Here is a 26,566-nt window from a genome sequence, read left to right on the forward strand (position 1 = left end):
TATGAGCGAGTTGTTGTCCTCAGTCAGTGATCACCTCCTGGCCCCCGGTGGCGTGACCATCGAAAGCTTGCAAACCGTGCTTGGCGATCTGGCCGGGCCGGGCATCGACGCGGCCGACCTGTATTTCCAGGGGCAGATTTCCGAGTCCTGGGCTCTGGAAGACGGCATCGTCAAGGAAGGCAGTTTCAACCTCGATCAGGGTGTGGGTGTGCGTGCGCAGTCCGGTGAGAAAACCGGTTTTGCCTACAGCAACGCGATCACCCTGGAAGCCTTGGGCCTGGCCGCGCGTGCCGCGCGCTCGATCTCCCGTGCGGGCCAAAATGGCACGGTGCAGGCGTTCAGCACCCAGGACGTGGCGCAGTTGTACGCGCCGGATAACCCCCTGGAAGTGATCAGTCGTGCGGAAAAGGTCGAGCTGCTCAAGCGTATCGACGCTGCAACCCGCGCCCTCGACCCGCGTATCCAGCAAGTCACCGTGAGCATGGCCGGTGTGTGGGAGCGCATTCTGGTGGCGTCCACCGACGGCGGCCTGGCGGCGGATGTGCGGCCGCTGGTGCGCTTCAACGTCAGTGTGATCGTCGAACAGAACGGTCGCCGCGAACGCGGTGGCCATGGCGGCGGCGGGCGTACGGACTACCGTTATTTCCTCACCGACGACCGTGCCATGGGGTATGCCCGTGAAGCGTTGCGCCAGGCGCTGGTCAATCTGGAAGCCATCCCGGCGCCGGCTGGTACATTGCCGGTGGTGTTGGGTTCGGGCTGGTCCGGCGTGCTGCTGCACGAAGCGGTCGGCCATGGCCTGGAAGGTGACTTCAACCGCAAGGGCAGTTCGGCCTATAGCGGGCGCATGGGCGAGATGGTTGCGTCCAAGCTCTGCACCATCGTCGATGATGGCACCCTGGCCGGGCGCCGTGGCTCGCTGAGCGTCGACGACGAAGGCACGCCAACCGAATGCACCACCCTGATCGAAAACGGCGTGCTCAAGGGCTACATGCAAGACAAGCTTAACGCCCGCCTGATGGGCGTGGCGCGCACCGGTAACGGTCGGCGTGAATCCTACGCGCACCTGCCGATGCCGCGGATGACCAACACCTACATGCTCGGTGGCGAAAGCGATCCGGCGGAAATCATTGCTTCGGTGAAACGCGGCATCTACTGCGCCAACCTCGGCGGCGGTCAGGTGGACATCACCAGCGGCAAGTTCGTGTTCTCCACCAGCGAGGCGTACCTGATCGAAGACGGCAAGATCACCGCGCCGGTCAAAGGCGCAACGTTGATTGGTAACGGTCCTGAAGCGATGAGCAAGGTGTCGATGGTCGGTAACGACCTGTCGCTGGACAGCGGCGTGGGTACCTGCGGGAAGGATGGGCAGTCGGTGCCGGTGGGTGTCGGCCAGCCAACGCTGAAGATTGATGCGATCACCGTGGGTGGCACGGGGTCGTAAGGGGTGGAGCTTCGGGTGGCGCAGAACGCCACCCGGGGAAGAGGATCAACGCAGGCCGCGTTGAGTCTCGTCCAGCTCACGGATGTACTTGAAGATTTTACGGCTGGTGGCGGGCGCCTTGTTATGCGCCAGTTCGTGCTGGGCCTGACGGATCAGGGAGCGCAGTTGCTGGCGGTCCGCATCCGGGTAGTCCATCACGAATTTCTCCAGCACCGCGTCATCGCCCGAGATCAGGCGGTCACGCCAGCGTTCCAGGTTATGGAAGCGTTCGTTGTACTGGCGAGTCGAGGCATCGGTTTGATCGAGCAAAGTCAAAATGGCGTCGATGTCCTGATCGCGCATGAGCTTGCCGATAAACGAGATGTGCCGTTTACGCGCGATATTCGCGGTGTGCTTGGGCGCATCGGCCAGGGCACGACGCATTTCGTCGGTCAGTGGCAGTTTTGCAATCAAGTCTTTTTTGAGCGTTGTAAGGCGCTCGCCGAGGTCGACCAGAGCATGCAGCTCACGTTTGACCTGGGTTTTGCTTTTCTCCCCATCGAGGGAGTCGTCGTAAGAATCAACCATGGTGGCAGTCCGCAAAGAAACGCCGCCATGATAACCAGTCGGGGGCCGCTTGTCCGGCCCGGTCGCTCGATGGCCTTAACCGAAAGCAGAATTTGAGTGGAGATAACCATGAGTGCAGCCCAAAGCGTCGGTCCGCAAGCGTTACCGGCACTGCAGGAACAAGTCGAGCAGATCCTTGCCGAGGCCAAGCGCCAGGGGGCCAGTGCCTGTGAAGTGGCGGTGTCGCTGGAGCAGGGGCTGTCGACGTCGGTCCGTCAGCGGGAAGTGGAGACTGTTGAGTTCAACCGCGACCAGGGTTTCGGCATCACGCTGTACATGGGGCAGCGCAAAGGTTCGGCCAGCACCTCGGCCAGCGGTCCGGACGCGATCCGCGAGACGGTGGCCGCAGCGTTGGCAATCGCCAAGCACACCTCCGAGGATGAAAGCTCTGGCCTGGCCGATAAAGCGCTGATGGCCAAGGACCTGCAGGATTTCGATCTGTTTCACGCCTGGGATATCACACCCGAACAGGCCATTGAAAAGGCGCTGATCTGCGAAGCGGCCGCGTTCGACGCCGATCCCCGCATCAAGAATGCGGATGGCACCACGTTGAGCACGCACCAGGGGTGCCGCGTGTATGGCAACAGCCATGGCTTTATCGGTGGTTATGCATCCACCCGTCATAGCTTGAGCTGCGTGATGATCGCCGAAGCCGATGGCCAGATGCAGCGTGATTACTGGTATGACGTGAACCGTCAGGGCGAGTTGCTGGCGGACGCGGTCAGCATTGGTCAGCGCGCCGCGCAGCGTGCGGCGAGCCGTCTGGGTGCGCGCCCGGTGCCGACCTGTGAAGTGCCGGTGCTGTTCTCGGCGGAACTGGCCGGTGGGTTGTTTGGCAGCTTCCTGGGGGCGATTTCCGGTGGCAACTTGTACCGCAAATCCTCGTTCCTGGAAGGCTCGATTGGCCAGAAACTGTTCCCGGAGTGGCTGACCATCGATGAACGTCCGCACTTGATGCGCGCCATGGGCAGTACGTCGTTCGACGGTGATGGCCTGGCGACTTATGCCAAGCCGTTCGTCGAGAAGGGCGAGTTGGTGTCTTACGTGCTGGGCACATACGCCGGTCGCAAGCTGGGCCTGCCCAGCACCGCCAACTCCGGCGGCGTGCATAACCTGTTCGTCACCCACGGCGATGAAGACCAGGCGGCGCTGCTGCGGCGAATGGGGCGTGGCCTGCTGGTGACTGAGTTGATGGGCCATGGCCTGAACATGGTCACCGGTGATTACTCCCGCGGGGCGGCGGGTTTCTGGGTGGAAAATGGCGAAATTCAGTTTGCCGTCCAGGAGGTGACCATCGCCGGCAATATGCGCGACATGTTCAAGCAGATCGTTGCTGTGGGTAATGATCTGGAACTGCGCAGCAACATTCGCACAGGTTCGGTGTTGATCGAGCGGATGACTGTCGCTGGCAGCTGATCCTTCCGACGCTTCACCCAATAAAGGCGCGCCCTCCTCAAGACGGCGCGCCTTTTTTTGTGCGTGCATTGCAGGTGGCTAGTTTGTTGTACTTGTTTTGATTCTCAATATCATTTAATAATAAATATCATTACCGAATGAGTGTGGATCATGAGTTCTGTCCTGCATGAGGATCCTTACCTGGAGAGCTGGCGCTGGATGAGTCGCCAGATTCGCTGCGGCCTCGACCCCAACGAACCGCGCCTGATCGAACATTACCTCAATGAGGGGCGATACCTGGCGTGCTGCACGGCGACCCATCCGTGGACGATCGCAGAAACTTCATTCCACCTGCTGCTCGATACCGCCAGCGACATCGCACTGCCCTGGCATTGGCGCTCTCTGTGCCTGGATCAAGCCTGGCGCCCCCTGCGCGACCTGGAAAAACTCTCCCACTGCGCATGCCGCCTCAAGCGCTGGCAGTCCTTTGCGTGGCGATTGGCGACCTGCGAGCTGCTGCCCTCGATTTCTGTTTCTGACCTGGTGCAAGGATCTTCCGATGAGTAACACCCGTATCGAACGCGACAGCATGGGCGAACTGCAAGTGCCGGCCGAGGCCTTGTATGGCGCGCAAACCCAGCGCGCGGTGAACAACTTCCCGATCAGTCATCAACGCATGCCGGCGCAATTCATCCGCGCCCTGATCCTGGCCAAGACCGCCGCCGCCAAGGTCAACGTCGACCTCAAGCAAATCAGCGAAGGCCAGGGCAAGGCCATCGTCGACGCCGCCCAAGGCTTGCTGGAAGGCGACTTCATGCGTCACTTCCCGGTGGATGTCTTCCAGACGGGCTCCGGCACTAGCTCCAACATGAACGCCAATGAAGTGATTGCCACCCTCGCTACCCGGTTGCTCGGCGAATCGGTCAACCCCAACGACCACGTGAACTGCGGCCAAAGCAGCAACGACATCATTCCGACCACCATCCATGTCAGTGCCGCACTGGTCCTGCATGAGCAAACGCTGCCGGCCCTGCTGCATTTGGTGCAAGTCATTGAACAGAAAGCCGAGGAGGTTCACCCGTTCATCAAAACCGGCCGAACGCACCTGATGGATGCCATGCCTGTGCGCATGAGCCAGGTGCTCAACGGTTGGTCGCAGCAGCTCAAGGCCAATATCGGCCACTTGCAGGATCTATTGCCGAGCCTGCAAGCGCTGGCCCAAGGCGGTACGGCGGTTGGCACCGGGATCAACGCACACCCGGAATTCGCTGTGCGTTTCAGTCAGCAACTGAGCAGCCTGACCGGCGTGAAATTCACGCCCGGCAAGAACCTGTTCGCGCTGATTGGCTCCCAGGACACCGCCGTCGCGGTCTCCGGCCAGTTAAAAGCCATTGCCGTGTCGCTGATGAAAATCGCTAACGACCTGCGCTGGATGAACTCCGGTCCGCTCGCGGGCCTGGGTGAAATCGAACTGGAAGGCCTGCAGCCTGGCTCGTCGATCATGCCTGGCAAGGTCAATCCGGTGATCCCGGAAGCGACGGCGATGGTTGCCGCCCAGGTTATCGGTAATGACGCGGTGATCACCGTCGCAGGCCAGTCCGGCAACTTCGAGTTGAACGTGATGCTGCCGATCATCGCGCAGAACCTGCTCAGCAGCCTCGAATTGCTGGCCAATGCCAGCCGTTTGCTGGCCGATAAAGCCATCGCCAGTTTCAAGGTCAACGAAGCCAAGCTCAAGGAAGCGCTGTCGCGCAACCCGATCCTGGTGACCGCGCTCAACCCGATCATCGGTTACCAAAAGGCCGCTGAAATTGCCAAGAAGGCCTATCAGCAAGGCCGTCCGGTGATTGACGTCGCCCTTGAACACACCGACTTACCGCGCAGCCAACTGGAAGTTCTGCTGGATCCGGAAAAACTCACGGCCGGCGGCGTGTAATCACCGACCCTGCTTTGGAGGCTCACCATGGAGCACTGGAAACGCACGATCGAACGGGCCAATCGCTGCTTTATGGCAGGCGAGTTGGTGGACGCTCGCGAGGCCTATTTGCAAGCCCTCGCCTTGGCCCAAGTGTTGTTCGAACGCTGGGCGGACGCCGACGAAGCAGTGGCGGCTTGCGTCATTTCCCATCACAACCTGGCGGACCTGCACCTGCGCCTGAATCAGCCGGAGGAAAGCGCGGAATACCTTTGCGCCATCCACCAGCGCCTGCTGCAGACCCTGCAGGATCCGCGGCTGAACCCGCAATTGCGGGAAGCGGCGCTGCGCCAGAGCAGCAAGACCTACGTCGAGCTCTTGAATTTCATCAGCGATCACGGCGAGTACCCTCGCACTCATCGCCTGTTGGGTGGCGCAGCGGCGCAACCCACCCCTCCTCAATACGGAGCACATTGATATGACTTATACCTTGCCTGCATTGCCTTACGCCTACGACGCCCTGGAACCGCATATCGATGCGCAAACCATGGAGATCCACTACACCAAGCACCATCAGACCTACATCAACAACCTCAACGCTGCCGTCGACGGCACCGAGTTCGCCGGCTGGCCGGTGGAGAAGCTGGTCTCCAGCGTGCAGCAACTGCCGGAAAAGCTGCGCGCAGCCGTGATCAATCAGGGCGGCGGCCATGCCAACCACTCGCTGTTCTGGGCAGTGATGTCGCCCAAAGGTGGCGGTAAACCCGACGGCGCATTGGGAAAAGCCATCGAGGAGCAGTTGGGCGGTTTCGACAGCTTCAAGGAGGCTTTCACCAAGGCTGCGCTGACCCGTTTTGGCAGCGGCTGGGCCTGGCTGAGCGTCAATCCACAAAAGACCCTGGTGGTGGAAAGCAGCGGTAACCAAGACAGTCCGCTGATGAGCGGCAACACGCCGATCCTAGGTCTAGACGTCTGGGAACACGCCTACTATTTGCTGTACCAGAACCGCCGCCCGGAATACATCAATGCCTTCTACAGTGTTATCAACTGGCCAGAAGTCGCCGCACGCTATCAGGCCGCCGTGGCCTGACATTCACCTTCATAACAAGATCTAAGGCCGACTATGGGCACTGAAACACTGGCGATCAGCAGCGGGCGAATGTTTCGTTATGCGTTTGGCTCGCTGCTGCTATTGGCAGGTACTGCATTGCTGGTGGCCCACGGGCTGGCGTGGCTGAACCTGGAGCCGCGCATTCTGCGCGCCCTGCAGGGCGGATCCATCTGTGCGCTCGGGACGGCGCTCGGCGCGGTGCCGGTGCTGGTTATCCGGCGCATGCCGGTGGCATTGAGCGATACGCTGCTGGGCTTTGGGGCTGGGGTGATGTTGGCGGCGACCGCGTTTTCGCTGATCGTGCCGGGCATCGCTGCGGCTGAAGGCCTGGGGCTCTCGCCCTGGGGGGCCAGTGGATTGATCAGTTTTGGCATTATGTTGGGCGCCTTCGGGCTGTATCTGGTTGACCGCAAAGTCTCCGGCGCCAGCCCGGAAATGCTGGTGGGCACGCCGGACAAACCGGTGATCCCGCCGCGTATCTGGCTGTTTGTGTTTGCCATCATTGCCCACAATATCCCGGAAGGCATGGCTGTGGGTGTCTCGGCGGGCGGCGGCATGCCGGATGCTGACAGCCTGGCCATGGGCATCGCCTTGCAGGACGTGCCGGAAGGGCTGGTGATTGCGTTGGTGTTGGCCGGGGCGGGGATGTCGCGGGGCAAGGCGTTCTTGATCGGTGCGGCGTCAGGTCTGGTGGAGCCGGTGTTTGCGGTGCTTTGTGCCTGGTTGGTCAGCCTTGCCGAAGTAGTGTTGCCACTGGGTTTGGCGCTTGCCGCTGGCGCGATGCTGCTGGTGGTGACTCACGAGGTCATCCCCGAGTCGCGACGCAATGGTCATGAAAAGCTCGCCAGCCTTGGGTTGTGCATCGGATTTTGCTTGATGATGGTGATGGACACGGCTTTGGGATAATACCCGCTCCCTTGTAGGCGCCGGCTCGCCGGCGATCAGTCGCGAGTCGTGGATGCTATCGCCGGTCAGCCAGACTTCTACAGGAGGGTTATTCGCCTTCGTCGAAGTAGTTATTGATCAGTGCCACCAGTGCGGCCATCGCTTCGTCTTCCTGCTCGCCCTCTGTCTTCAAGTGAATCTTGGTGCCCTTGCCGGCAGCCAGCATCATCATGGCCATGATGCTTTTGCCATCGACCATGGATTCCGGCGTACGACCGGCGCGGATCTGGCAGGGAAACTGCCCGGCGACACCGACAAATTTGGCCGAGGCACGGGCGTGCAGGCCCAGTTTGTTGATGATTTCAATTTCCAGAGCGGGCATCGCGAAGGTGTTCCTTTCAGCTAAGGTCGCGGTGGCGGACCTGGACATTCTTGAGGGTTTGTTGCAACACCTGGCCCAGGCGCTCGGTCAGGTAGACGGAGCGGTGGTGCCCGCCGGTGCAGCCGATGGCAATGGTGACATAGGCGCGATTGCTGGCGGCAAAACGCGGCAGCCATTTGAGCAGGTAACTGGAAATGTCCTGGAACATTTCCTCCACATCCGGTTGCGCGGCCAGGTAATCGGCCACGGCCTGGTCCAGCCCGGATTGCTCACGCAGCTCCGGCTTCCAGTAGGGGTTGGGCAGGCAGCGCACGTCGAACACCAGGTCGGCGTCCACCGGCATGCCACGCTTGAACCCAAACGACTCGACCAGAAAGGCGGTGCCTGGCTCCGGCTGGTTCAGCAGGCGCAGCTTGATGGCGTCGCGCAACTGGTACAGGTTGAGGCTGGTGGTGTTGATCTTGAGGTCGGCGAGGTCAATGATCGGCCCCAGCAGCTTGGTTTCGTCTTCAATGGCTTCCGCCAGGGAACGGTGAGGGCTGCTGAGGGGGTGGCGCCGACGGGTTTCGGAGAAACGCTTGAGCAGAGTCTCTTCGTCGGCATCCAGGTAGAGCACATCGCAATGGATATGCTTGGCCCGCACTTCCTCGAGCAATTGCGGGAATCGCTCAAGGTGGCTGGGCAGGTTGCGTGCATCAATCGAAACGGCAACCAGAGGCTGAGCCAGTTCGGTGTGGATCAACGCGCGTTCCGCCAATTCCGGCAGCAGGCCGGCGGGCAGGTTGTCGATGCAATAGAAACCGCTGTCCTCAAGAACGTTGAGGGCGGTGCTTTTACCCGAGCCGGAGCGGCCGCTGACGATGATCAAGCGCATGATTACTGCCCGTTCTGTTCATCCAGGACAACCTGGTAAAGCGCCTCGTTGCTTTTGGCGCTGCGCAGTTTGTCGCGTACGTCCTTGCGGTCGAGCATGCTGGCGATCTGCCGAAGCAGTTCCAGGTGCGCATCGGTGGCAGCCTGCGGGACCAGCAGTACAAACAGCAGGTCGACCGGGGCACCGTCGATAGCGTCGAAATCGATGGGAGCGTCCAGGTGAAGCAGGGCGCTGACTGGGGTCTCGCAGCCTTTGAGGCGGCAGTGGGGAATGGCGATGCCGTTGCCAAAACCGGTGGAACCGAGTTTCTCACGGGCAATCAGAGCCTCGTAGACATCTTGCATTTCCAGTTCAGGCACTTCGCGGCTGATCAGGTTGGCAATTTGCTCAAGGGCTTTCTTCTTGCTGCCGCCCGGCGCGTTCACAAGGGAACGGCCGGGGGTCAGGATGGTTTCAAGTCGGATCATGGGGGGAGAGTTAACGACCTGTGCCCTGAAGCAGGCTCAGATTCTTTTCCTTATGCTTTTTAAGTTGGCGGTCAAGCTTGTCTGTGAGCAAGTCGATTGATGCATACATGTCTTCATGCTCGGCATTGGCGACTACTTCGCCACCGGGTATCTGGAGAGTCGCCTCAATTTTCTGCTGAAGCTTGTCGACCTTCATGATGACTTGCACATTGGTGATCTTGTCGAAATGACCCTCAAGCCGTTTCAGCTTCTGCTCGACGTATTCGCGCAATGGAGGGGTGACTTCTACATGGTGTCCACTGATGTTGACTTGCATACAGCTTCTCCTTCGTTGCCAGTGCATAAAGCGGCAGGTAGGACTACCTGCCACTGGAACGCTGTGGCCCGCCCGTCACATCAAACGCTTACGCTCGCTGGAAGGCGCGATCCCAAGGGATTCGCGGTACTTGGCGACGGTTCGACGGGCGACCTGAATGCCTTGTGCCTCCAGTAAACCAGCGATCTTACTGTCACTCAATGGCTTTTTCTGATTTTCCGCAGCAACCAGTTTTTTGATGATCGCGCGAATCGCCGTGGACGAGCATTCACCGCCTTCGGAGGTGCTGACATGGCTGGAGAAAAAGTATTTCAGTTCATAAATACCCCGTGGGGTATGCATGAATTTCTGGGTGGTCACCCGGGAAATCGTCGATTCATGCATGCCAACCGCTTCGGCGATGTCATGCAGTACCAGCGGTTTCATCGCCTCGTCGCCGTATTCCAGGAAGCCGCGCTGGTGCTCGACGATCTGAGTGGCCACTTTCATCAGGGTTTCGTTGCGGCTTTGCAGGCTCTTGATGAACCAGCGCGCTTCCTGCAACTGGTTGCGCATGAAGGTGTTGTCGGCGCTGGTATCGGCGCGACGTACGAAACCGGCGTATTGCGGGTTGACGCGCAGGCGCGGCACCGACTCCTGGTTCAGCTCTACCAGCCAGCGCTCGTTGTCCTTGCGTACGATGACGTCGGGGACTACGTATTCGGCTTCGCTCGACTCGATTTGCGAGCCTGGGCGCGGGTTGAGGCTCTGTACCAGCTCGATGACCTGGCGCAGGTCGTCTTCCTTGAGCTTCATGCGGCGCATCAACTGGCTGTAGTCGCGGCTGCCGAGCAAGTCGATGTAGTCGGTGACCAGGCGCTGGGCCTCGGTGAGCCAGGCCGTCTTGGCCGGCAGTTGGCGCAATTGCAGCAACAGGCATTCGCTGAGGGTGCGTGCGCCGATGCCGGCGGGCTCGAACTGCTGGATGCGGTGCAGGACGGCTTCAATCTCGTCCAGCTCGATATCCAGTTCCGGGTCGAAGGCTTCAAGAATTTCTTCAAGCGTCTCGTCCAGATAACCCTGGTTGTTGATGCAGTCGATCAGGGTCACGGCGATCAAGCGATCGGTGTCCGACATCGGCGCCAGGTTCAGTTGCCAGAGCAGATGGCTCTGCAGGCTCTCGCCAACGGAGGTGCGGGTGGTGAAGTCCCACTCGTCATCGTCATTGCTGGGCAGGCTGCTGGCGCTGGTCTGGTAGACGTCTTCCCAGGCCGTGTCGACGGGAAGCTCGTTGGGGATGCGTTCGTTCCAATCGCCTTCCTCAAGGTTATCCACCGTAGGGGCGGTTTCCTGATAGGAGGGTTCCTGCACGTCGGAATTGGGTTTTTGCTCGATGTTATCGGCCAGCGGGTCTGCATTATCGAAGTCGTCGCCTTCTTCCTGGCGTTCGAGCATCGGGTTGGACTCCAAGGCCTCCTGGATTTCCTGTTGCAGGTCCAGGGTCGACAATTGGAGCAGGCGGATGGCCTGTTGCAGCTGCGGTGTCATCGTCAGCTGCTGGCCCATTCTCAGGACTAGCGATGGTTTCATGGCAGGGGCTTAACACCTTATTCGCCGGCGCAATGCGCCATCCACGACAGGGCGCGTGAGCGCCAAACATAAGCAAATTATATGCCTGATGTCGGGGGCTTTGCCTAGAGCGCGGTAACAATAAAAATCCGGAGGTTTTCATTGACTCCCGCGCACCTCGGCAAACGGCCGTGACACCACGGTGTTTACAGGCGGAACTCGTGACCCAGGTACACTTCCTTGACCAGATCGTTGGCCAGGATGGTGGCCGAGTCACCTTCGGCGATCAGTTGGCCATCGTTGACGATATACGCGGTTTCGCAGATATCGAGGGTCTCACGGACGTTGTGGTCAGTGATCAGCACGCCAATGCCCTTGGCCTTGAGGTGATGGATGATCTGCTTGATGTCGCCGACCGAGATCGGGTCGACGCCGGCAAACGGTTCGTCCAGCAGAATGAACTTGGGGGCAGTGGCCAGGGCGCGGGCGATTTCCACACGACGACGCTCACCACCGGACAGGCTCATGCCGAGGTTGTCGCGAATGTGGTTGATGTGGAATTCCTGCAGCAGGCTTTCCAGTTCCTTGCGGCGGCCGTCACGGTCGAGTTCCTTGCGGGTCTCGAGGATCGCCATGATGTTATCGGCGACCGACAGTTTGCGGAAGATCGACGCTTCCTGCGGGAGATAGCCGATACCGGCGCGTGCACGGCCGTGCATCGGCTGGTGGCTCACGTCCAGGTCGTCGATCAGCACGCGACCCTGGTCCGCCTGGACCAGGCCGACGATCATGTAGAAGCAGGTGGTCTTGCCGGCACCGTTGGGGCCGAGCAAGCCGACGATCTGGCCGCTGTCGATCGACAGGCTGACGTCGCGCACGACCTGACGGCTTTTATAGGCCTTGGCCAGATGCTGGGCTTTCAGGGTTGCCATTACTCGGCCTTCTTCTTCGGCTGGATAACCATGTCGATGCGTGGGCGTGGTGCAGTGACCTTGCTGCCATTGGCACGACCGGCGTTAGCGATCTGTTTCACGGTGTCGTAGGTGATTTTCTCGCCTTCCGTGGAGTTGCCATCGGGGCTGAGCACCTTGGCCTGATCGATCAGCACGATGCGGTTCTGCTGGGCGTGGTACTGGATGGTCTTGCCGTAGCCTTTCATCGGGCCGGTGTCGGTAGGCGACTGCTTCTGTTCGAAGTAAGCCAGGTTGCCCACGGAAGTCACCACGTCGATGTCGCCGGCAGCGGTGCGAGTCAGGGTCACCGTATTACCGGTGATCTTCATCGAACCCTGGGTAATGATCACGCCACCGGTGTAGGTGGCGACACCTTGCTTGTCATCCAGCTGCGCATCGTCAGCCGAGATGTGGATCGGCTGCTGGCTATCGTTCGGCAGAGCCCAGGCGCTCACGCTTCCCAGTGCTGCGCCCAGACCGAGCAAAATAGGGAGAGTTTTAACGAGCCTCATACTGTCCTCTTACGTTCGATAGCAGGTGTATCCTGCTTTCTTTCAAATACGCTTTCATTCCCTTGCCAGTCGATACACCGCCAGCGCCGTCGATTCTAACGTCTTGCTCGGTCTGCGCATATTGCTTCTGCGGGAATACGGTCATGCGACTGCTGGTAATCACGGTATCGCGGTTCTGCGCGTCAGTGCGGGCGACGCGTACCGAGTCGATCAATTCAACCTCGGTACCGTCCGGGTTGACCTCGCCACGCTTGCTGGTGACGTGCCAGGGGAATTCGGTGCCGCGGTACAGATTCAGGTCGGGGTTGGTCAGCAGGGTGACTTCGGACGCCTTCAAGTGTTCGACTTTGTCCGATGTCATTTCGTACTGCACTTTGCCGTCAGGTAGGAACTGTACGCTGTAGGCATTGGTGGCGTAATAGTCGATAGCGCCTTGGTCAGCCTGCGCAACAGGCTGGTCGAGAAAGCGCTCCGGGCTGATATTCCAGTAGCCCACCGCCAGGAGCAGCGCGGCGATAACCCCGAATAACAGGAAGTTGCGAATCTTTTTGCTCAGCATAAAACGCTCTATAAGTAGGCGGCGTGGGCCGCTTCAAGGCTGCCCTGGGCACGCAGGATCAGCTCGCAGAACTCGCGGGCGGCACCTTCGCCGCCACGGGCGGTGGTGATGCCGTGGGCATGCTCGCGAACAAATGCCGCTGCATTGGCGACCGCCATGCCCAAGCCCACCCGGCGGATCACCGGCAGGTCTGGCAGGTCATCGCCCAAGTAGGCGACCTGCTCATAGCTTAGGTTGAGTTGGCCAAGAAGCTCGTCCAGAACCACCAGTTTATCCTCGCGGCCCTGATACAGGTGAGGAATCCCCAGATTTTGTGCGCGGCGTTCCACAACCGGAGTTTTCCGGCCACTGATGATTGCCGTTTGCACGCCTGACGCCATCAGCATTTTGATGCCCTGGCCGTCGAGGGTGTTGAACGTCTTGAATTCGCTGCCGTCTTCGAGGAAGTACAGGCGGCCATCGGTCAGCACGCCATCGACGTCGAAAATCGCCAACTTGATGTTTTTACCGCGTTGCAACAGGTCGCTGGTCATTTACATCACTCCCGCACGCAGCAAGTCGTGCATGTTCAGGGCGCCGATCGGGTGGTCATTGGCATCGACCACCACCAGCGCACCGATCTTGTGGTCTTCCATGATCTTCAAGGCTTCGGCGGCCAGCATTTCAGGGCGGGCGGTCTTGCCATGGGGGGTCATCACCGCATCGATGGTGGCGGTGTGGATATCAATGGTGCGGTCCAGGGTGCGGCGCAGGTCGCCGTCGGTAAAGACCCCGGCCAGGCGGCCGTTGTCTTCCAGGATCACGGTCATGCCCAGGCCTTTGCGGGTCATTTCCATCAGCGCGTCCTTCAACAAGGTGCCGCGCTGGACGTGGGGCAGTTCATCACCGGAATGCATGACGTTTTCCACTTTCAACAGCAGGCGGCGGCCCAGGGCGCCACCGGGATGGGAAAAAGCGAAGTCTTCAGCGGTAAACCCACGGGCTTCCAGCAGCGCCACAGCCAGGGCGTCACCCATGACCAGCGCCGCGGTGGTGGAGGAGGTGGGCGCGAGGTTCAGCGGGCAGGCCTCGTGGGCCACGTGAACATTCAGGTTTACGTCGGCGGCCTTGGCCAGGGTCGATTCCGGGTTGCCGGTGAGGCTGATCATCTGTATGCCCAGGCGCTTGATCAGTGGCAGCAGGGTCACGATTTCGTTGGTGGTGCCGGAGTTGGACAGCGCCAGGATGATGTCATCCTTGGTGATCATGCCCATATCGCCGTGGCTGGCCTCGGCCGGGTGCACGAAAAACGCAGTGGTCCCGGTGCTGGCCAGGGTGGCGGCGATCTTGTTGCCGACGTGACCCGACTTGCCCATGCCGACCACGACAACCCGGCCCTTGCTGGCCAGAATCATCTCGCACGCGCGTACGAAATCTGCGTCGATATGCGCCAGCAAGCCTTCTACGGCTTCAAGCTCGAGGCGAATGGTGCGTTGTGCGGATTGAATAAGGTCGCTGGATTGGCTCATGTCTGAAATCGTATAGCCTGACGAAAAGTCGGCGATTATAGCGGTAATGATCAATTCCCTCACGCTAGTTCGTCAGGGTTTGTTCGCAATGCGCCTGAGATTCATCCCAAGCAATGATTTTTCCCTGTCCCCAATCTGAACAAGCGCTGTTCCGGCCTTGGGCGCCCTGTACCAGCAGTGATATAGTTCGCCGCCAGTTCGGTCCGCCCAGCCCACGTGGCCAACTATTGCACAACGGTTGCAAACGTTTGTCGCAAGCGTGGTGTCTGAGTGAGAGGCTGCATCCCAAGGAGTTTAGATGAGTGCCGATAACGCCTACGCGGTCGAGCTGAAGGGACTGACCTTCAAGCGCGGGACGCGCAGCATCTTCAATAACGTCGATATCCGCATTCCGCGCGGCAAGGTCACGGGCATCATGGGGCCTTCCGGTTGCGGCAAGACCACCCTGTTGCGCCTGATGGGCATGCAATTGCGCCCCAGTGCCGGCGAAGTGTGGGTCAATGGCCAGAACCTGCCGACGCTGTCGCGCAGTGATCTGTTCGATGCGCGCAAGCATATGGGTGTGCTGTTCCAGAGCGGTGCGCTGTTCACCGACCTCGATGTTTTCGAGAACGTGGCCTTTCCGCTGCGGGTGCATACCCAGCTGTCCGATGAAATGATTCGTGACATTGTGTTGCTGAAACTGCAGGCCGTAGGCCTTCGCGGTGCCATCGACCTGATGCCTGACGAGCTGTCCGGCGGCATGAAGCGCCGTGTGGCCCTGGCGCGTGCCATTGCCCTCGACCCGCAGATCCTCATGTATGACGAGCCTTTTGTCGGTCAGGACCCCATCGCCATGGGCGTGCTGGTGCGTTTGATCCGCTTGCTGAACGATGCGTTGGGCATCACCAGCATTGTGGTCTCCCACGATTTGGCAGAAACCGCGAGCATTGCCGATTACCTCTATGTCGTCGGCGATGGCCAGGTGCTGGGGCAGGGCACGCCCGAAGAACTGATGAACGCCGACAACCCGCGCATTCGCCAATTCATGACCGGCGATCCTGATGGCCCGGTGCCTTTTCACTTTCCGGCAGCGGATTACCGCTCAGATCTTCTGGGGAAGCGCTGATGCGCAAGACATCTCTCATCGAGAAGGTTCGCCTTTTCGGTCGTTCGGGTATCGACATTGTCGAAGTGCTCGGTCGTTCGACGATTTTCCTGTTCCACGCCCTGCTCGGTCGCGGCGGCATTGGCGGCGGCTTCGGCCTGTTGATCAAGCAGCTGCATTCGGTAGGCGTGATGTCCCTGGTGATCATCGTGGTCTCCGGGGTATTCATCGGCATGGTGCTGGCGTTGCAGGGCTTCAATATTCTTTCCAGCTACGGTTCGGAGCAGGCGGTGGGGCAGATGGTCGCCCTGACGCTGTTGCGTGAACTGGGGCCGGTGGTGACTGCCTTGTTGTTCGCCGGGCGTGCGGGTTCCGCGCTGACCGCCGAAATCGGCAACATGAAGTCCACTGAACAGCTGTCCAGCCTCGAAATGATCGGCGTGGATCCGCTCAAGTACATTGTTGCCCCGCGCCTGTGGGCCGGCTTCATTTCCCTGCCACTGCTGGCGATGATCTTCAGCGTGGTCGGTATCTGGGGCGGTTCGTGGGTGGCGGTGGACTGGCTGGGCGTCTACGACGGCTCCTACTGGGCCAACATGCAAAACAGCGTGACCTTCAGCGGTGACGTGCTCAACGGCATCATAAAGAGCATTGTCTTCGCCTTTGTCGTCACCTGGATCGCCGTATTCCAAGGCTACGACTGTGAGCCCACTTCAGAAGGGATCAGTCGCGCCACCACCAAGACCGTTGTGTACGCCTCGCTGGCGGTACTGGGCCTTGACTTCATTTTGACCGCCTTGATGTTTGGAGATTTCTGATGCAAAACCGCACTGTGGAAATCGGTGTCGGCCTTTTCTTGCTGGCTGGCATCCTGGCTTTACTCTTGTTGGCCCTGCGAGTCAGTGGCCTGTCGGCCAGCCCCACCGCCGATACATATAAACTTTACGCGTACTTCGATAATCTCGCCGGTTTGACTGTCAGAGCTAAAGTGACCATGGCCGGTGTGACCATCGGCAAGGTCACGGCAATCGATCTGGACCGCGACAGCTTCACCGGGCGAGTGACCCTGCAACTGGACAAGAAGGTAGATAATCTGCCGACCGACTCCACTGCATCTATCCTCACTGCGGGTCTGCTGGGCGAAAAATACATCGGTATCAGCGTGGGTGGGGAAACAGCCCTGCTCAAGGATGGCTCGACAATCCACGACACACAGTCGTCGCTGGTGCTTGAAGACCTGATCGGTAAATTCCTGCTTAATACGGTCAATAAAGACGCCAAATGAGGAATCTGTTCATGATCTCTACCTTGCGACGTGGCCTGCTGGTGTTGTTGGCAGCGCTGCCGCTGATGGCTAACGCTGCAGGTTCTGCGCACGAGCTGGTGCAGGACACGACCAGCAAGATGCTGGCTGACCTGACTGCCAATAAAGAGCAGTACAAGCAAGACCCGAGTAAGTTCTACGACGCGCTCAACACCATTGTCGGCCCGGTGGTCGATGCCGAAGGCATTTCCCGCAGCATCATGACGGTCAAGTATTCGCGCAAGGCAACTCCCGCGCAGATGCAGACTTTCCAGGAAAACTTCAAGAAAGGCCTGTTCCAGTTCTACGGCAACGCTTTGCTTGAGTACAACAACCAGGGGATTACCGTCGCTCCAGCCGGTGACGAGTCCGGTGATCGCACCAGCGTCAACATGAGCGTCAAGGGCAATAACGGCGCCGTCTACCCGGTGCAGTACACCCTGGAAAAGATCAACGGCGAGTGGAAGCTGCGTAATGTGATCATCAACGGGATCAACATCGGCAAGCTGTTCCGTGACCAGTTCGCCGACGCCATGCAACGCAATGGCAATGACCTGGACAAGACCATCAATGGTTGGGCCGGCGAAGTCGCCAAGGCCAAGGAAGAAACCGACAAACAAGCTTCCGGGAAGCCTGCGCAATGACTGAAGCGGCTGTTCGTCTAGGCGATGCCGGCGAGCTGTTCATCAGCGGCGTGCTGGATTACCTCACCGGGCCTGACCTGCGCAAGCAGGGCCAGGCACTGATCAAGACCAGTTCCGCGCCCGCGTTGGTGCTGGATTGTTCGGCGGTGACCAAGTCCAGCAGCGTCGGTTTATCGTTGTTGCTGTGCTTCATGCGTGATGCCCAAGCGGCGAAAAAGCCCGTCAGCATCCGCGCAATGCCCGAAGACATGCGTGAAATTGCCGAAGTTTCCGGTCTGACCGAACTGCTGGCCCATCCTTAATACACATCATTAAAGAGGCCCCCCGTCAGAGTCCTGCTATGCGGGGTTCGCAGGCGCGGGGCTTTTTTGTATGATGTGCGACCCGCGCGCACTGGGCGCCGATAGAGGTTGAGCATGCAGGCCCTAGAAGTTAAGAGCTTTCTTGAAGGAAAGCTGCCGGAAACGACCGTAGAAGTTGAAGGCGAAGGCTGCAACTTCCAGCTGAACGTGATTAGCGATGAACTGGCGGCACTCAGCCCGGTCAAGCGTCAGCAGCAGATCTATGCCCATTTGAACCCGTGGATCACCGATGGCAGCATCCATGCGGTCACTATGAAATTTTTCAGCCGCGCGGCCTGGGCCGAGCGCACCTGAGCCCCCAAGGCGTCGAGATTCTTATGGATAAATTGATTATTACCGGCGGTGCCCGCCTTGATGGCGAAATTCGCATCTCCGGTGCAAAAAACTCCGCCTTGCCGATCCTGGCAGCGACCCTGCTGTGCGATGGCCCGGTTACCGTGGCTAACCTGCCGCACCTGCACGACATCACCACCATGATCGAGTTGTTCGGTCGTATGGGTATCGAGCCGGTGATCGACGAGAAACTGGCCGTCGAAATCGATCCGCGCACCATCAAGACCTTGATCGCCCCGTACGAATTGGTGAAAACCATGCGTGCGTCGATCCTGGTGCTGGGCCCGATGGTTGCCCGTTTTGGTGAGGCCGAAGTCGCCCTGCCTGGCGGTTGCGCCATCGGTTCGCGTCCGGTGGACCTGCACATCCGTGGCCTCGAAGCCATGGGCGCAGTCATCGACGTTGAAGGCGGCTACATCAAGGCCAAGGCGCCGGAAGGCGGCCTGCGTGGCGCGAACTTCTTCTTTGATACCGTCAGCGTGACCGGTACCGAGAACATCATGATGGCTGCTGCCCTGGCCAAAGGCCGCAGCGTGCTGCAGAACGCCGCGCGCGAGCCGGAAGTGGTCGATCTGGCCAACTTCCTGAACGCCATGGGTGCCAAGGTTTCCGGTGCCGGCACCGACACCATCACCATCGATGGTGTAGAGCGCCTGCACACTGCAACCTACAAGGTCATGCCCGACCGTATCGAGACCGGCACCTACCTGGTTGCTGCTGCCGTGACCGGTGGCCGCGTCAAGGTCAAGGACACCGATCCGACCATCCTGGAAGCGGTCCTGGAAAAACTGCGCGAAGCCGGTGCCGAAATCACCACCGGTGAAGACTGGATCGAGCTGAACATGCACGGCAAGCGTCCTAAAGCCGTCAACGTGCGTACCGCGCCGTACCCGGCGTTTCCGACCGACATGCAGGCGCAGTTCATCTCCTTGAACGCCATTGCCGAAGGCACCGGCGCCGTGATCGAGACCATCTTCGAAAACCGCTTCATGCACGTGTATGAACTGCACCGCATGGGCGCGAAGATCCAGGTCGAAGGCAATACCGCCATCGTGACTGGCACCGAGAAACTCAAGGGTGCGCCAGTGATGGCTACCGACCTGCGGGCTTCGGCCAGCCTGGTGATCTCGGCACTGATCGCCGAAGGCGACACGTTGATCGACCGCATCTACCACATAGATCGTGGCTACGAGTGCATCGAAGAGAAACTGCAGATGCTCGGCGCGAAAATCCGCCGCGTACCGGGCTAGTCCCTGCTGCACTGTAGGAGCAAGCTTGCTCGCGAAAGACCTCAACGATAACGTGTTTATCCAGAATCAACGCGGTGTCCATGAGTTCTTCGCGAGCAAGCTCGCTGCTACAAACACTGATTTGTTTCAAATCGAGGCTGTAATGGCCTCGATCTGTGTCCGGCGCCGTTTGCGATCGGACAGCAATAGCCTGATGAAGGACTGACGTTTCCCATGTTGACCATCGCACTGTCAAAGGGCCGCATCCTTGACGACACGTTGCCGCTTCTGGCTGAAGCGGGCATCGTGCCGACCGAGAATCCGGACAAGAGCCGCAAGCTGATCATCCCCACGACCCAGGACGACGTTCGCCTGTTGATCGTGCGGGCCACCGACGTGCCGACCTACGTTGAGCATGGCGCGGCTGACCTCGGTGTCGCCGGTAAGGACGTGCTGATGGAATACGGCGGCCAGGGCCTGTACGAGCCATTGGACCTGCGTATCGCCCTGTGCAAGCTGATGACCGCCGGCCGCGTCGGCGACGTCGAGCCTAAGGGCCGTTTGCGCGTGGCGACCAAATTCGTCAACGTTGCCAAGCGCTACTACGCCGAACAAGGCCGTCAGGTCGATATCATCAAGCTCTACGGTTCGATGGAGCTGGCACCGTTGATCGGCCTGGCCGACAAGATCATCGACGTGGTCGACACCGGCAACACCCTGCGTGCCAACGGTCTTGAGCCGCAAGAATTCATTGCCGACATCAGCTCCCGCCTGATCGTCAACAAAGCATCAATGAAGATGCAGCACGCCCGTATCCAGGCGTTGATCGACACCCTGCGCAAGGCAGTGGAGTCGCGACACCGCGGTTGACTTACCCGCGTAGCCGGAAGGCTGCGCCCGTCTATCCGCCTCATAGCCAGAATTCTCAGGTGCCCAAGCGGAAACGACTGCTAATTTAGGGCGCCTGAGTTTTTGCCAATTCTATTGAGGCCCTCGCTATGACCACGTCCACTGCAATTGCCCGACTCAACGCTGCCGACCCGGATTTCGCCCATCATCTGGATCATCTGCTGAGCTGGGAAAGCGTGTCCGACGATTCGGTCAACGGGCGAGTACTCGACATCATCAAGGCCGTGCGCGAGCGCGGTGATGCGGCGTTGGTGGACTTTACCCGCCAGTTCGATGGCCTGGACGTCGCGTCGATGTCCGACCTGATCCTGCCGCGCGAACGCCTGGAGCTGGCCCTGACGCGCATCACTGCACCTCAGCGCGAAGCTCTGGAAGTCGCGGCGGCGCGGGTGCGCAGCTACCACGAAAAGCAGAAGCAGGATTCCTGGAGCTACACCGAGGCCGACGGCACCGTGCTGGGCCAGAAGGTCACGCCGCTGGACCGTGCCGGCCTGTACGTGCCGGGTGGCAAGGCGTCTTACCCGTCGTCGGTGCTGATGAACGCGATCCCGGCCAAAGTGGCAGGCGTGACCGAAGTGGTCATGGTGGTGCCGACCCCGCGCGGTGAAATCAACGAGCTGGTGCTGGCGGCCGCCTGCATCGCCGGCGTCGACCGTGTGTTCACCATCGGCGGCGCCCAAGCCGTCGCGGCCCTGGCGTATGGCACCGAAAGCGTGCCGAAGGTCGACAAGGTGGTGGGGCCCGGCAACATCTACGTCGCCACCGCCAAGCGTCATGTGTTTGGGCAGGTCGGTATCGACATGATCGCCGGCCCTTCGGAAATTCTCGTGGTGTGCGATGGCCAGACCGATCCGGACTGGATCGCCATGGACCTGTTTTCCCAGGCCGAACACGACGAAGACGCCCAGGCGATTCTGGTCAGCCCGGACGCCGAGTTCCTCGACAAGGTTGCGGCCAGCATCAATAAGTTGCTGCCGACCATGGACCGCGCCGAAATCATCGAGAAGTCGATCAATGGCCGGGGCGCGTTGATCCTGGTGCGCGACATGGAGCAGGCCATCGAAGTGGCCAACCGCATCGCGCCAGAGCACTTGGAACTGTCCGTTGCCGATCCACAAGCCTGGCTGCCGTCGATTCGCCACGCCGGCGCGATCTTCATGGGCCGTCACACCAGTGAAGCCCTGGGCGACTACTGCGCAGGCCCGAACCACGTGCTGCCGACGTCCGGCACCGCGCGTTTCTCGTCGCCGCTGGGGGTGTATGACTTCCAGAAGCGTTCATCGATCATCTTCTGTTCGCCGCAGGGCGCCTCCGAGCTGGGCAAGACTGCCTCGGTGCTGGCCCGTGGTGAATCCCTGAGCGCCCACGCCCGTAGCGCCGAATACCGCATCCTTGATGAGAAGGGGAACTGAGACATGAGTAAATTCTGGAGCCCTTTCGTCAAGGACCTGGTGCCTTACGTGCCCGGCGAACAACCCAAGCTGACCAAGCTGGTCAAGCTCAACACCAATGAAAACCCCTACGGCCCATCGCCCAAGGCGTTGGCAGCGATGCAGGCGGAGTTGAACGATAACCTGCGCCTGTACCCGGATCCGAACAGCGACCTGCTCAAGCAGGCGGTCGCCAAGTATTACGGGATCGACGCCGGCAAAGTGTTCCTCGGCAACGGTTCCGACGAAGTCCTGGCGCACATCTTTCACGGGCTGTTCCAGCACGACCTGCCGCTGCTGTTCCCGGATATCAGCTACAGCTTCTACCCGGTGTACTGCGGCCTTTATGGCATCCAGTCGGATCCGGTGCCGCTGGATGAACAGTTCCAGATTCGTGTGGCGGATTACGCCAAGCCCAACGGTGGGATCATCTTCCCCAACCCGAACGCGCCGACTGGCACAGTACTGGCGCTGGACGCGGTGGAGCAGATCCTCAAGGCCAGCCCGGATTCGGTGGTGGTGGTCGACGAAGCCTATATCGACTTCGGTGGTGAAACCGCTATCAGCCTGGTGGACCGTTACCCGAACCTGCTGGTGACCCAGACCCTGTCCAAATCGCGCTCACTGGCCGGTTTGCGTGTAGGCCTGGCCGTGGGCCATCCGGACCTGATCGAGGCGCTGGAGCGGGTCAAGAACAGCTTCAACTCCTATCCGCTGGATCGCCTGGCGATTGTCGGCGCGGCGGCGGCGTTCGAGGACCGTGAGTACTTCGAGAAGACCTGCCAATGGGTCATCGATAGCCGTAACACGCTCGTCGCTCAATTGGAGGAGAAGGGTTTTGAGGTGTTGCCGTCGGCAGCCAACTTCATCTTTGCTCGCCATCCTGAGTATGACGCTGCTGGCCTGGCGGCCAAGTTGCGTGAGCAAGGGGTGATCGTGCGGCACTTCAAGCAGGAGCGGATTGCCCAGTTCCTGCGGATCAGCATCGGTACGCCTGAACAGAACCAGGCGCTGATTGATGGCCTTGGCGAGCTCTAACAGCCGCTGAAAACACATGTGGGAGCGGGCTTGCTCGCGAAAGCGGAGTGTCAGTCGAAAGGTATGCGACTGATACACTGCCTTCGCGAGCAAGCCCGCTCCCACATTCGGTTTTGCGGTGTTAATTAGAGCAGCGGCTCATCCGGCTTCTTGTTCTTCCAGCCATCATTGCCCGGCAGCAGCAGGTTCAAACCAATCGCTACCACCGCACACAGGGCGATGCCCTTGAGGCCGAAATCATCCGGGCCGGTGCCGGTACCCACCAGCACACCGCCAATCCCGAACACCAACGTCACCGAGACGATCACCAGGTTGCGCGCTTCGCCCAGGTCGATCCTGTGGCGGATCAGCGTGTTCATGCCCACGGCGGCGATAGAGCCGAACAGCAGACACAGAATCCCGCCCATCACTGGCACCGGGATACTTTGCAGCAGCGCGCCGAACTTACCGATAAACGCCAGGCTGATGGCGAACACCGCCGCCCAGGTCATGATTTTCGGGTTGTAGTTCTTGGTCAGCATCACCGCGCCAGTCACCTCGGCGTAGGTGGTGTTGGGCGGGCCGCCAAACAGGCCGGCTGCCGTGGTGGCAATGCCGTCGCCCAGCAGGGTGCGGTGCAGGCCGGGCTTCTTCAAGTAGTCGCGACCGGTCACGCTACCCACCGCAATCACACCGCCGATATGCTCGATCGCCGGGGCCAGGGCCACCGGCACGATGAACAGAATCGCCTGCCAGTTGAATTCCGGCGCGGTGAAGTGGGGCAGGGCGAACCATGGCGCGGCGGCGATCTTCGCTGTGTCGACCACGCCAAAGTAGAACGACATGGCAAACCCCACCAGCACGCCGGAGATGATCGGCACCAGGCGGAAAATGCCTTTGCCGAACACCGCCACGATCAGCGTGGTCAGCAGCGCCGGCATCGAGATCATCATCGCCGTCTGGTAATGGATCAGCTCGGCGCCATCGCCTGACTTGCCCATCGCCATATTGGCGGCGATCGGCGCCATGGCCAGGCCAATGGAAATAATCACCGGCCCGATAACCACCGGCGGTAACAGCCGATCGATGAACCCGGTGCCTTTGATCTTCACCGCCAGACCGAGGAAGGTATACACGAACCCGGCCGCCATCACCCCGCCCATGGTCGCCGCGAGGCCGAACTGGCCCTTGGCGAGAATGATCGGGGTGATAAAGGCAAAGCTCGACGCCAGGAAAACCGGCACCTGCCGCCCTGTCACCAGCTGGAACAACAGCGTGCCCAGGCCCGCGGTGAACAGGGCAACGTTTGGATCAAGACCTGTGATCAGCGGCATCAACACCAACGCGCCAAATGCTACGAAGAGCATCTGTGCGCCAGACAGGATCTGGCGCCAAAGCGGGTCGTTGAATTCATCCTGCATGCTCAAGCGTCCTTCTGCTTGGTGCCGAAGATCTTGTCACCGGCATCGCCCAGGCCTGGGATGATGTAGCCGTGTTCGTTCAGGCGCTCATCGATGGACGCGGTGTAGATCTGCACGTCCGGATGGGCCTTCTCGACGGCCGCGATGCCTTCGGGGGCAGCGACGAGGACCATGGCGCGGATGTCCCGGCAACCGGCCTTTTTCAGCAGGTCGATGGTGGCAACCATGGAGCTGCCGGTGGCCAGCATCGGGTCGATGATCATCGCCAGGCGTTCGTTGATTTCCGGAACGAGTTTTTCCAGGTAGGTGTGGGCTTCCAGCGTCTCTTCGTTGCGGGCTACGCCCACAGCGCTGACCTTGGCGCCCGGGATCAGGCTGAGTACGCCTTCGAGCATGCCGATACCGGCGCGCAGGATCGGGACCACAGTGATTTTCTTACCAGCGATTTTCTCCACCTGGACGGGACCGGCCCAACCGGGGATCTCGTAGGTTTCCAGGGGCAAATCCTTGGTGGCTTCGTAAGTGAGCAACGCTCCGACTTCCTGAGCAAGCTCACGGAAGTTCTTCGTGCTAATGTCGGCGCGGCGCATAAGGCCGAGCTTGTGTCGGATCAGCGGGTGGCGGATCTCGCGAGTGGGCATGGGAAAGGCTCCGGCGGCGGGCAAAAAAACCGGCCTAGATTAATCTATCCGAGGGTGTTGTCCTATAGACATCTAGTACGTTAGTCCATTAAGGCTTGCTCGGAGCGCACGAGAAGCGTACCTTCGCCCGCTTTTCTTGCCACAGCACCCCCTTGGAGAGCGCCATGTCCGCTGATCTCGAGCATATCCGTCAAATCATGCGCGAGGCTGACTGCCTGTACACCGAAGCGCAAGTCGAAGAGGCGATCGCCAAGGTTGGCGCGCACATCACCCGCGAAATGGCCGACACCAACCCGGTGGTCTTCTGCGTGATGAACGGTGGCCTGATCTTCGCCGGAAAATTGCTGACTCATCTGCAATTCCCGCTGGAAGCGTCCTACCTGCACGCCACCCGCTATCGCAACGAAACCAGCGGCGGCGATCTGTTCTGGAAAGCCAAGCCGGAAGTCTCGTTCATCGATCGCGACGTGCTGATCATCGACGACATCCTTGATGAAGGTCACACCCTGGGCGCGATCATCGACTTCTGCAAACACGCCGGCGCGCGCAAAGTGCACACCGCTGTGCTGATCGACAAAGACCATGATCGCAAGGCCCGCCCAGATCTGAAGGCCGATTACGTCGGCCTGCCGTGCATCGACCGCTACATCTTCGGTTACGGCATGGATTACAAAGGCTACTGGCGCAATGCCAATGGCATTTACGCCGTCAAAGGGATGTAAGCCATGGCCCGTTTTCTTGATCAGACGCTGTTTGCCGAACTGGCCGAGAAAGCGGGCGCCAGCCCTCGTGGCCGGCACCATCATAATTTCCATCAAATGGAAGAGCCGTGTCACCGTCTCGCTGTGGGGTTGCAGCCTGACACTTATGTGCCGCCTCATCGGCACCTGAGCGCGGACAAGGCGGAAACCTTGCTCGTGCTGCAGGGCCGCCTGGGTGTGCTGGTGTTCAGCGAAACCGGCGAAGTGCTCGCCAGACGCGTGATGCAGGCGGGTGGCGAATGCGCTGGCGTTGATCTTCCTCCCGGCGTGTTCCACGGTTTGGTGGTGCTGGAGCCCAACACGGTGATGTTCGAGTGCAAGGCCGGCCCGTATCGTCCGGTGGGCGAAGGCGAGCTGGCCGATTGGGCGCCCCGCGAAGGCGATGCCGGCGTGGCCGAGTATCAACGCTGGATGCTTGCCCAGTTCGATTGAGCTACAGTGCTGGGCCCATCTTGCCGGAGCGGCCCATGAGCCTGTTGATACGCACCTGCGCCGTCCTGGCGCTGACCCTCAGCCTGCCGCTGGCCGCGGCGCCTGCACCGATGCACAGCCAGTTCCTGCCCTCGGACGACCTGACCCTGCGCGCGGAAACCCCGGACCAGCAGCAACTGCTGCAAGTTAATGAGTACGCTGTGGTGGTGGGTAATCAACGCCAATCCAGCCAGCAACCGATTCCGGTGACCTCGCCGCTGATGATCCGCCTCAAGGGCAAATCCCTGAACAAAGGCGCGACCATCAGCCAGGTGGTGCTCAACTTCGATGCCGAAAGCAAAAGCCTGAAAAAACCGGTGTACGACGATAAGAGCAAGACCCTCACCTTGTCCTACCCGGTGGCTCAGTACAGAGTGATCGTCGACTTGCTGCGCAATGACACGGTGTATGTACAGTTTCTCAGTTATGCCAATGGGCATATCTGGGCCGACTTACACACCGGTGCTGTTCGCGCACGGTAGT

Annotated in this window: 33 protein-coding genes; 20 read left to right on the forward strand and 13 right to left on the reverse strand. The window is 60.1% G+C overall.

Translation table 11 applies throughout. The annotated features are described in order from the left end of the window. Position 1: 1 nt before the first annotated feature. On the forward strand, positions 2 to 1,444 hold the full coding sequence (gene tldD / locus BMZ57_RS06970; RefSeq protein WP_010213129.1) for a metalloprotease TldD: 1,443 nt from the start codon (positions 2 to 4) through the stop codon (positions 1,442 to 1,444). Between the two features lie 45 nt (positions 1,445 to 1,489). Here the strand turns inward: tldD and yjgA are convergent, their stop codons facing one another. Next, the gene (gene yjgA / locus BMZ57_RS06975) at positions 1,490 to 2,011 is read right to left on the reverse strand and encodes a ribosome biogenesis factor YjgA (protein WP_010213128.1); all 522 of its coding nucleotides are present in this window, start codon (positions 2,009 to 2,011) and stop codon (positions 1,490 to 1,492) included. A gap of 108 nt (positions 2,012 to 2,119) precedes the next feature. Between yjgA and pmbA the strand changes: the two genes are divergently transcribed. From pmbA to BMZ57_RS07005, 6 genes are all read left to right on the forward strand, one after another. After that, on the forward strand, positions 2,120 to 3,466 hold the full coding sequence (gene pmbA / locus BMZ57_RS06980) for a metalloprotease PmbA (protein ID WP_010213126.1): 1,347 nt from the start codon (positions 2,120 to 2,122) through the stop codon (positions 3,464 to 3,466). Positions 3,467 to 3,616: 150 nt separating this feature from the next. Continuing rightward, entirely contained in the window at positions 3,617 to 4,012 is a 396-nt protein-coding gene (locus BMZ57_RS06985) for a hypothetical protein (protein WP_021491886.1), read from the forward strand. Next, positions 4,005 to 5,381 carry a class II fumarate hydratase gene (locus BMZ57_RS06990; RefSeq protein ID WP_045791314.1) on the forward strand — a complete coding sequence of 459 codons (1,377 nt, stop codon included), beginning with the start codon at positions 4,005 to 4,007 and terminating at the stop codon, positions 5,379 to 5,381. The genes BMZ57_RS06985 and BMZ57_RS06990 overlap by 8 nt, the downstream gene beginning before the upstream one ends. Positions 5,382 to 5,408: 27 nt before the next feature. Further along, positions 5,409 to 5,837, forward strand: coding sequence for a DUF2753 family protein (locus BMZ57_RS06995; RefSeq protein ID WP_021491884.1), 429 nt, complete (start codon positions 5,409 to 5,411; stop codon positions 5,835 to 5,837). A gap of 1 nt (position 5,838) precedes the next feature. Further along, positions 5,839 to 6,450 (forward strand): superoxide dismutase, encoded by a 612-nt coding sequence (locus BMZ57_RS07000; RefSeq protein WP_010213122.1) that lies wholly within the window; start codon positions 5,839 to 5,841, stop codon positions 6,448 to 6,450. 33 nt (positions 6,451 to 6,483) lie between these two features. Beyond that, positions 6,484 to 7,377: a ZIP family metal transporter gene (locus tag BMZ57_RS07005; protein WP_010213121.1), complete on the forward strand. Its 894-nt coding sequence runs from the start codon at positions 6,484 to 6,486 to the stop codon at positions 7,375 to 7,377. Between the two features lie 88 nt (positions 7,378 to 7,465). Here BMZ57_RS07005 and BMZ57_RS07010 read toward each other — a convergent pair whose 3' ends face one another. The 10 genes from BMZ57_RS07010 to BMZ57_RS07055 form a co-directional block, all read right to left on the reverse strand. Beyond that, entirely contained in the window at positions 7,466 to 7,738 is a 273-nt protein-coding gene (locus BMZ57_RS07010; protein ID WP_010213120.1) for an HPr family phosphocarrier protein, read from the reverse strand. Between the two features lie 16 nt (positions 7,739 to 7,754). Beyond that, positions 7,755 to 8,612 (reverse strand): RNase adapter RapZ, encoded by an 858-nt coding sequence (gene rapZ / locus BMZ57_RS07015; RefSeq protein ID WP_010213119.1) that lies wholly within the window; start codon positions 8,610 to 8,612, stop codon positions 7,755 to 7,757. A gap of 2 nt (positions 8,613 to 8,614) precedes the next feature. Further along, positions 8,615 to 9,079 (reverse strand): PTS IIA-like nitrogen regulatory protein PtsN, encoded by a 465-nt coding sequence (gene ptsN / locus BMZ57_RS07020; RefSeq protein ID WP_010213118.1) that lies wholly within the window; start codon positions 9,077 to 9,079, stop codon positions 8,615 to 8,617. Positions 9,080 to 9,089: 10 nt separating this feature from the next. Continuing rightward, positions 9,090 to 9,395: a ribosome hibernation-promoting factor, HPF/YfiA family gene (hpf, locus tag BMZ57_RS07025; RefSeq protein ID WP_010213116.1), complete on the reverse strand. Its 306-nt coding sequence runs from the start codon at positions 9,393 to 9,395 to the stop codon at positions 9,090 to 9,092. 75 nt (positions 9,396 to 9,470) lie between these two features. Then, positions 9,471 to 10,964, reverse strand: a complete 1,494-nt coding sequence (locus tag BMZ57_RS07030) for an RNA polymerase factor sigma-54 (protein WP_010213115.1) — start codon at positions 10,962 to 10,964, stop codon at positions 9,471 to 9,473. A 185-nt stretch (positions 10,965 to 11,149) separates the two neighbouring features. Beyond that, entirely contained in the window at positions 11,150 to 11,875 is a 726-nt protein-coding gene (lptB, locus tag BMZ57_RS07035; RefSeq protein WP_010213114.1) for an LPS export ABC transporter ATP-binding protein, read from the reverse strand. Further along, a complete protein-coding gene (gene lptA, locus BMZ57_RS07040; RefSeq protein ID WP_021491882.1) occupies positions 11,875 to 12,408 on the reverse strand; it encodes a lipopolysaccharide transport periplasmic protein LptA in 534 nt (177 codons plus the stop codon). The genes lptB and lptA overlap by 1 nt, the downstream gene beginning before the upstream one ends. Next, a complete protein-coding gene (gene lptC, locus BMZ57_RS07045) occupies positions 12,395 to 12,967 on the reverse strand; it encodes an LPS export ABC transporter periplasmic protein LptC (protein WP_010213110.1) in 573 nt (190 codons plus the stop codon). The genes lptA and lptC overlap by 14 nt, the downstream gene beginning before the upstream one ends. Positions 12,968 to 12,975: 8 nt before the next feature. Then, positions 12,976 to 13,500 (reverse strand): KdsC family phosphatase, encoded by a 525-nt coding sequence (locus BMZ57_RS07050; protein WP_010213109.1) that lies wholly within the window; start codon positions 13,498 to 13,500, stop codon positions 12,976 to 12,978. Continuing rightward, complete coding sequence (locus BMZ57_RS07055) at positions 13,501 to 14,475, reverse strand: KpsF/GutQ family sugar-phosphate isomerase (RefSeq protein ID WP_010213108.1); 975 nt, start codon at positions 14,473 to 14,475, stop codon at positions 13,501 to 13,503. 298 nt (positions 14,476 to 14,773) lie between these two features. Between BMZ57_RS07055 and BMZ57_RS07060 the strand changes: the two genes are divergently transcribed. From BMZ57_RS07060 to hisC, 10 genes are all read left to right on the forward strand, one after another. Continuing rightward, positions 14,774 to 15,583 carry an ATP-binding cassette domain-containing protein gene (locus BMZ57_RS07060; RefSeq protein WP_003171811.1) on the forward strand — a complete coding sequence of 270 codons (810 nt, stop codon included), beginning with the start codon at positions 14,774 to 14,776 and terminating at the stop codon, positions 15,581 to 15,583. Beyond that, the gene (gene mlaE, locus BMZ57_RS07065) at positions 15,583 to 16,380 is read left to right on the forward strand and encodes a lipid asymmetry maintenance ABC transporter permease subunit MlaE (protein WP_010213107.1); all 798 of its coding nucleotides are present in this window, start codon (positions 15,583 to 15,585) and stop codon (positions 16,378 to 16,380) included. The genes BMZ57_RS07060 and mlaE overlap by 1 nt, the downstream gene beginning before the upstream one ends. Next, the gene (gene mlaD, locus BMZ57_RS07070; RefSeq protein ID WP_010213106.1) at positions 16,380 to 16,847 is read left to right on the forward strand and encodes an outer membrane lipid asymmetry maintenance protein MlaD; all 468 of its coding nucleotides are present in this window, start codon (positions 16,380 to 16,382) and stop codon (positions 16,845 to 16,847) included. Before mlaE ends, mlaD begins: the two co-directional genes overlap by 1 nt. Positions 16,848 to 16,858: 11 nt before the next feature. After that, positions 16,859 to 17,509, forward strand: a complete 651-nt coding sequence (locus tag BMZ57_RS07075) for an MlaC/ttg2D family ABC transporter substrate-binding protein (RefSeq protein ID WP_010213105.1) — start codon at positions 16,859 to 16,861, stop codon at positions 17,507 to 17,509. Further along, positions 17,506 to 17,811: an STAS domain-containing protein gene (locus tag BMZ57_RS07080; RefSeq protein ID WP_010213104.1), complete on the forward strand. Its 306-nt coding sequence runs from the start codon at positions 17,506 to 17,508 to the stop codon at positions 17,809 to 17,811. Before BMZ57_RS07075 ends, BMZ57_RS07080 begins: the two co-directional genes overlap by 4 nt. Positions 17,812 to 17,925: 114 nt before the next feature. Continuing rightward, positions 17,926 to 18,165 carry a BolA family protein gene (locus BMZ57_RS07085; RefSeq protein WP_003188597.1) on the forward strand — a complete coding sequence of 80 codons (240 nt, stop codon included), beginning with the start codon at positions 17,926 to 17,928 and terminating at the stop codon, positions 18,163 to 18,165. 23 nt (positions 18,166 to 18,188) lie between these two features. Next, on the forward strand, positions 18,189 to 19,454 hold the full coding sequence (murA, locus tag BMZ57_RS07090) for a UDP-N-acetylglucosamine 1-carboxyvinyltransferase (RefSeq protein ID WP_010213103.1): 1,266 nt from the start codon (positions 18,189 to 18,191) through the stop codon (positions 19,452 to 19,454). A 213-nt stretch (positions 19,455 to 19,667) separates the two neighbouring features. Continuing rightward, entirely contained in the window at positions 19,668 to 20,303 is a 636-nt protein-coding gene (hisG, locus tag BMZ57_RS07100) for an ATP phosphoribosyltransferase (RefSeq protein ID WP_010213102.1), read from the forward strand. A gap of 128 nt (positions 20,304 to 20,431) precedes the next feature. Next, positions 20,432 to 21,754: a histidinol dehydrogenase gene (hisD, locus tag BMZ57_RS07105; protein WP_010213100.1), complete on the forward strand. Its 1,323-nt coding sequence runs from the start codon at positions 20,432 to 20,434 to the stop codon at positions 21,752 to 21,754. Between the two features lie 3 nt (positions 21,755 to 21,757). Beyond that, complete coding sequence (hisC, locus tag BMZ57_RS07110) at positions 21,758 to 22,810, forward strand: histidinol-phosphate transaminase (RefSeq protein ID WP_010213097.1); 1,053 nt, start codon at positions 21,758 to 21,760, stop codon at positions 22,808 to 22,810. 125 nt (positions 22,811 to 22,935) lie between these two features. On the opposite strand, the gene BMZ57_RS07115 is transcribed toward hisC, so the two are convergent. Both BMZ57_RS07115 and upp read right to left on the reverse strand, forming a co-directional pair. Then, the gene (locus BMZ57_RS07115; protein ID WP_010213095.1) at positions 22,936 to 24,210 is read right to left on the reverse strand and encodes a uracil-xanthine permease family protein; all 1,275 of its coding nucleotides are present in this window, start codon (positions 24,208 to 24,210) and stop codon (positions 22,936 to 22,938) included. A gap of 2 nt (positions 24,211 to 24,212) precedes the next feature. Further along, on the reverse strand, positions 24,213 to 24,851 hold the full coding sequence (gene upp / locus BMZ57_RS07120) for a uracil phosphoribosyltransferase (RefSeq protein ID WP_010213094.1): 639 nt from the start codon (positions 24,849 to 24,851) through the stop codon (positions 24,213 to 24,215). Between the two features lie 164 nt (positions 24,852 to 25,015). Between upp and BMZ57_RS07125 the strand changes: the two genes are divergently transcribed. Genes BMZ57_RS07125 through BMZ57_RS07135 form a run of 3 tightly spaced genes read left to right on the forward strand, consistent with a single transcriptional unit; the run spans position 25,016 to position 26,565 of the window. Next, complete coding sequence (locus tag BMZ57_RS07125) at positions 25,016 to 25,573, forward strand: hypoxanthine-guanine phosphoribosyltransferase (RefSeq protein WP_010213093.1); 558 nt, start codon at positions 25,016 to 25,018, stop codon at positions 25,571 to 25,573. Between the two features lie 3 nt (positions 25,574 to 25,576). Further along, positions 25,577 to 26,044, forward strand: coding sequence for a WbuC family cupin fold metalloprotein (locus BMZ57_RS07130; protein WP_021491878.1), 468 nt, complete (start codon positions 25,577 to 25,579; stop codon positions 26,042 to 26,044). 35 nt (positions 26,045 to 26,079) lie between these two features. Beyond that, complete coding sequence (locus tag BMZ57_RS07135; RefSeq protein ID WP_010213090.1) at positions 26,080 to 26,565, forward strand: hypothetical protein; 486 nt, start codon at positions 26,080 to 26,082, stop codon at positions 26,563 to 26,565. Position 26,566: the final 1 nt, after the last annotated feature.

Origin of the sequence: Pseudomonas simiae (assembly GCF_900111895.1) — a bacterium.
Taxonomy (GTDB): domain Bacteria; phylum Pseudomonadota; class Gammaproteobacteria; order Pseudomonadales; family Pseudomonadaceae; genus Aquipseudomonas; species Aquipseudomonas simiae.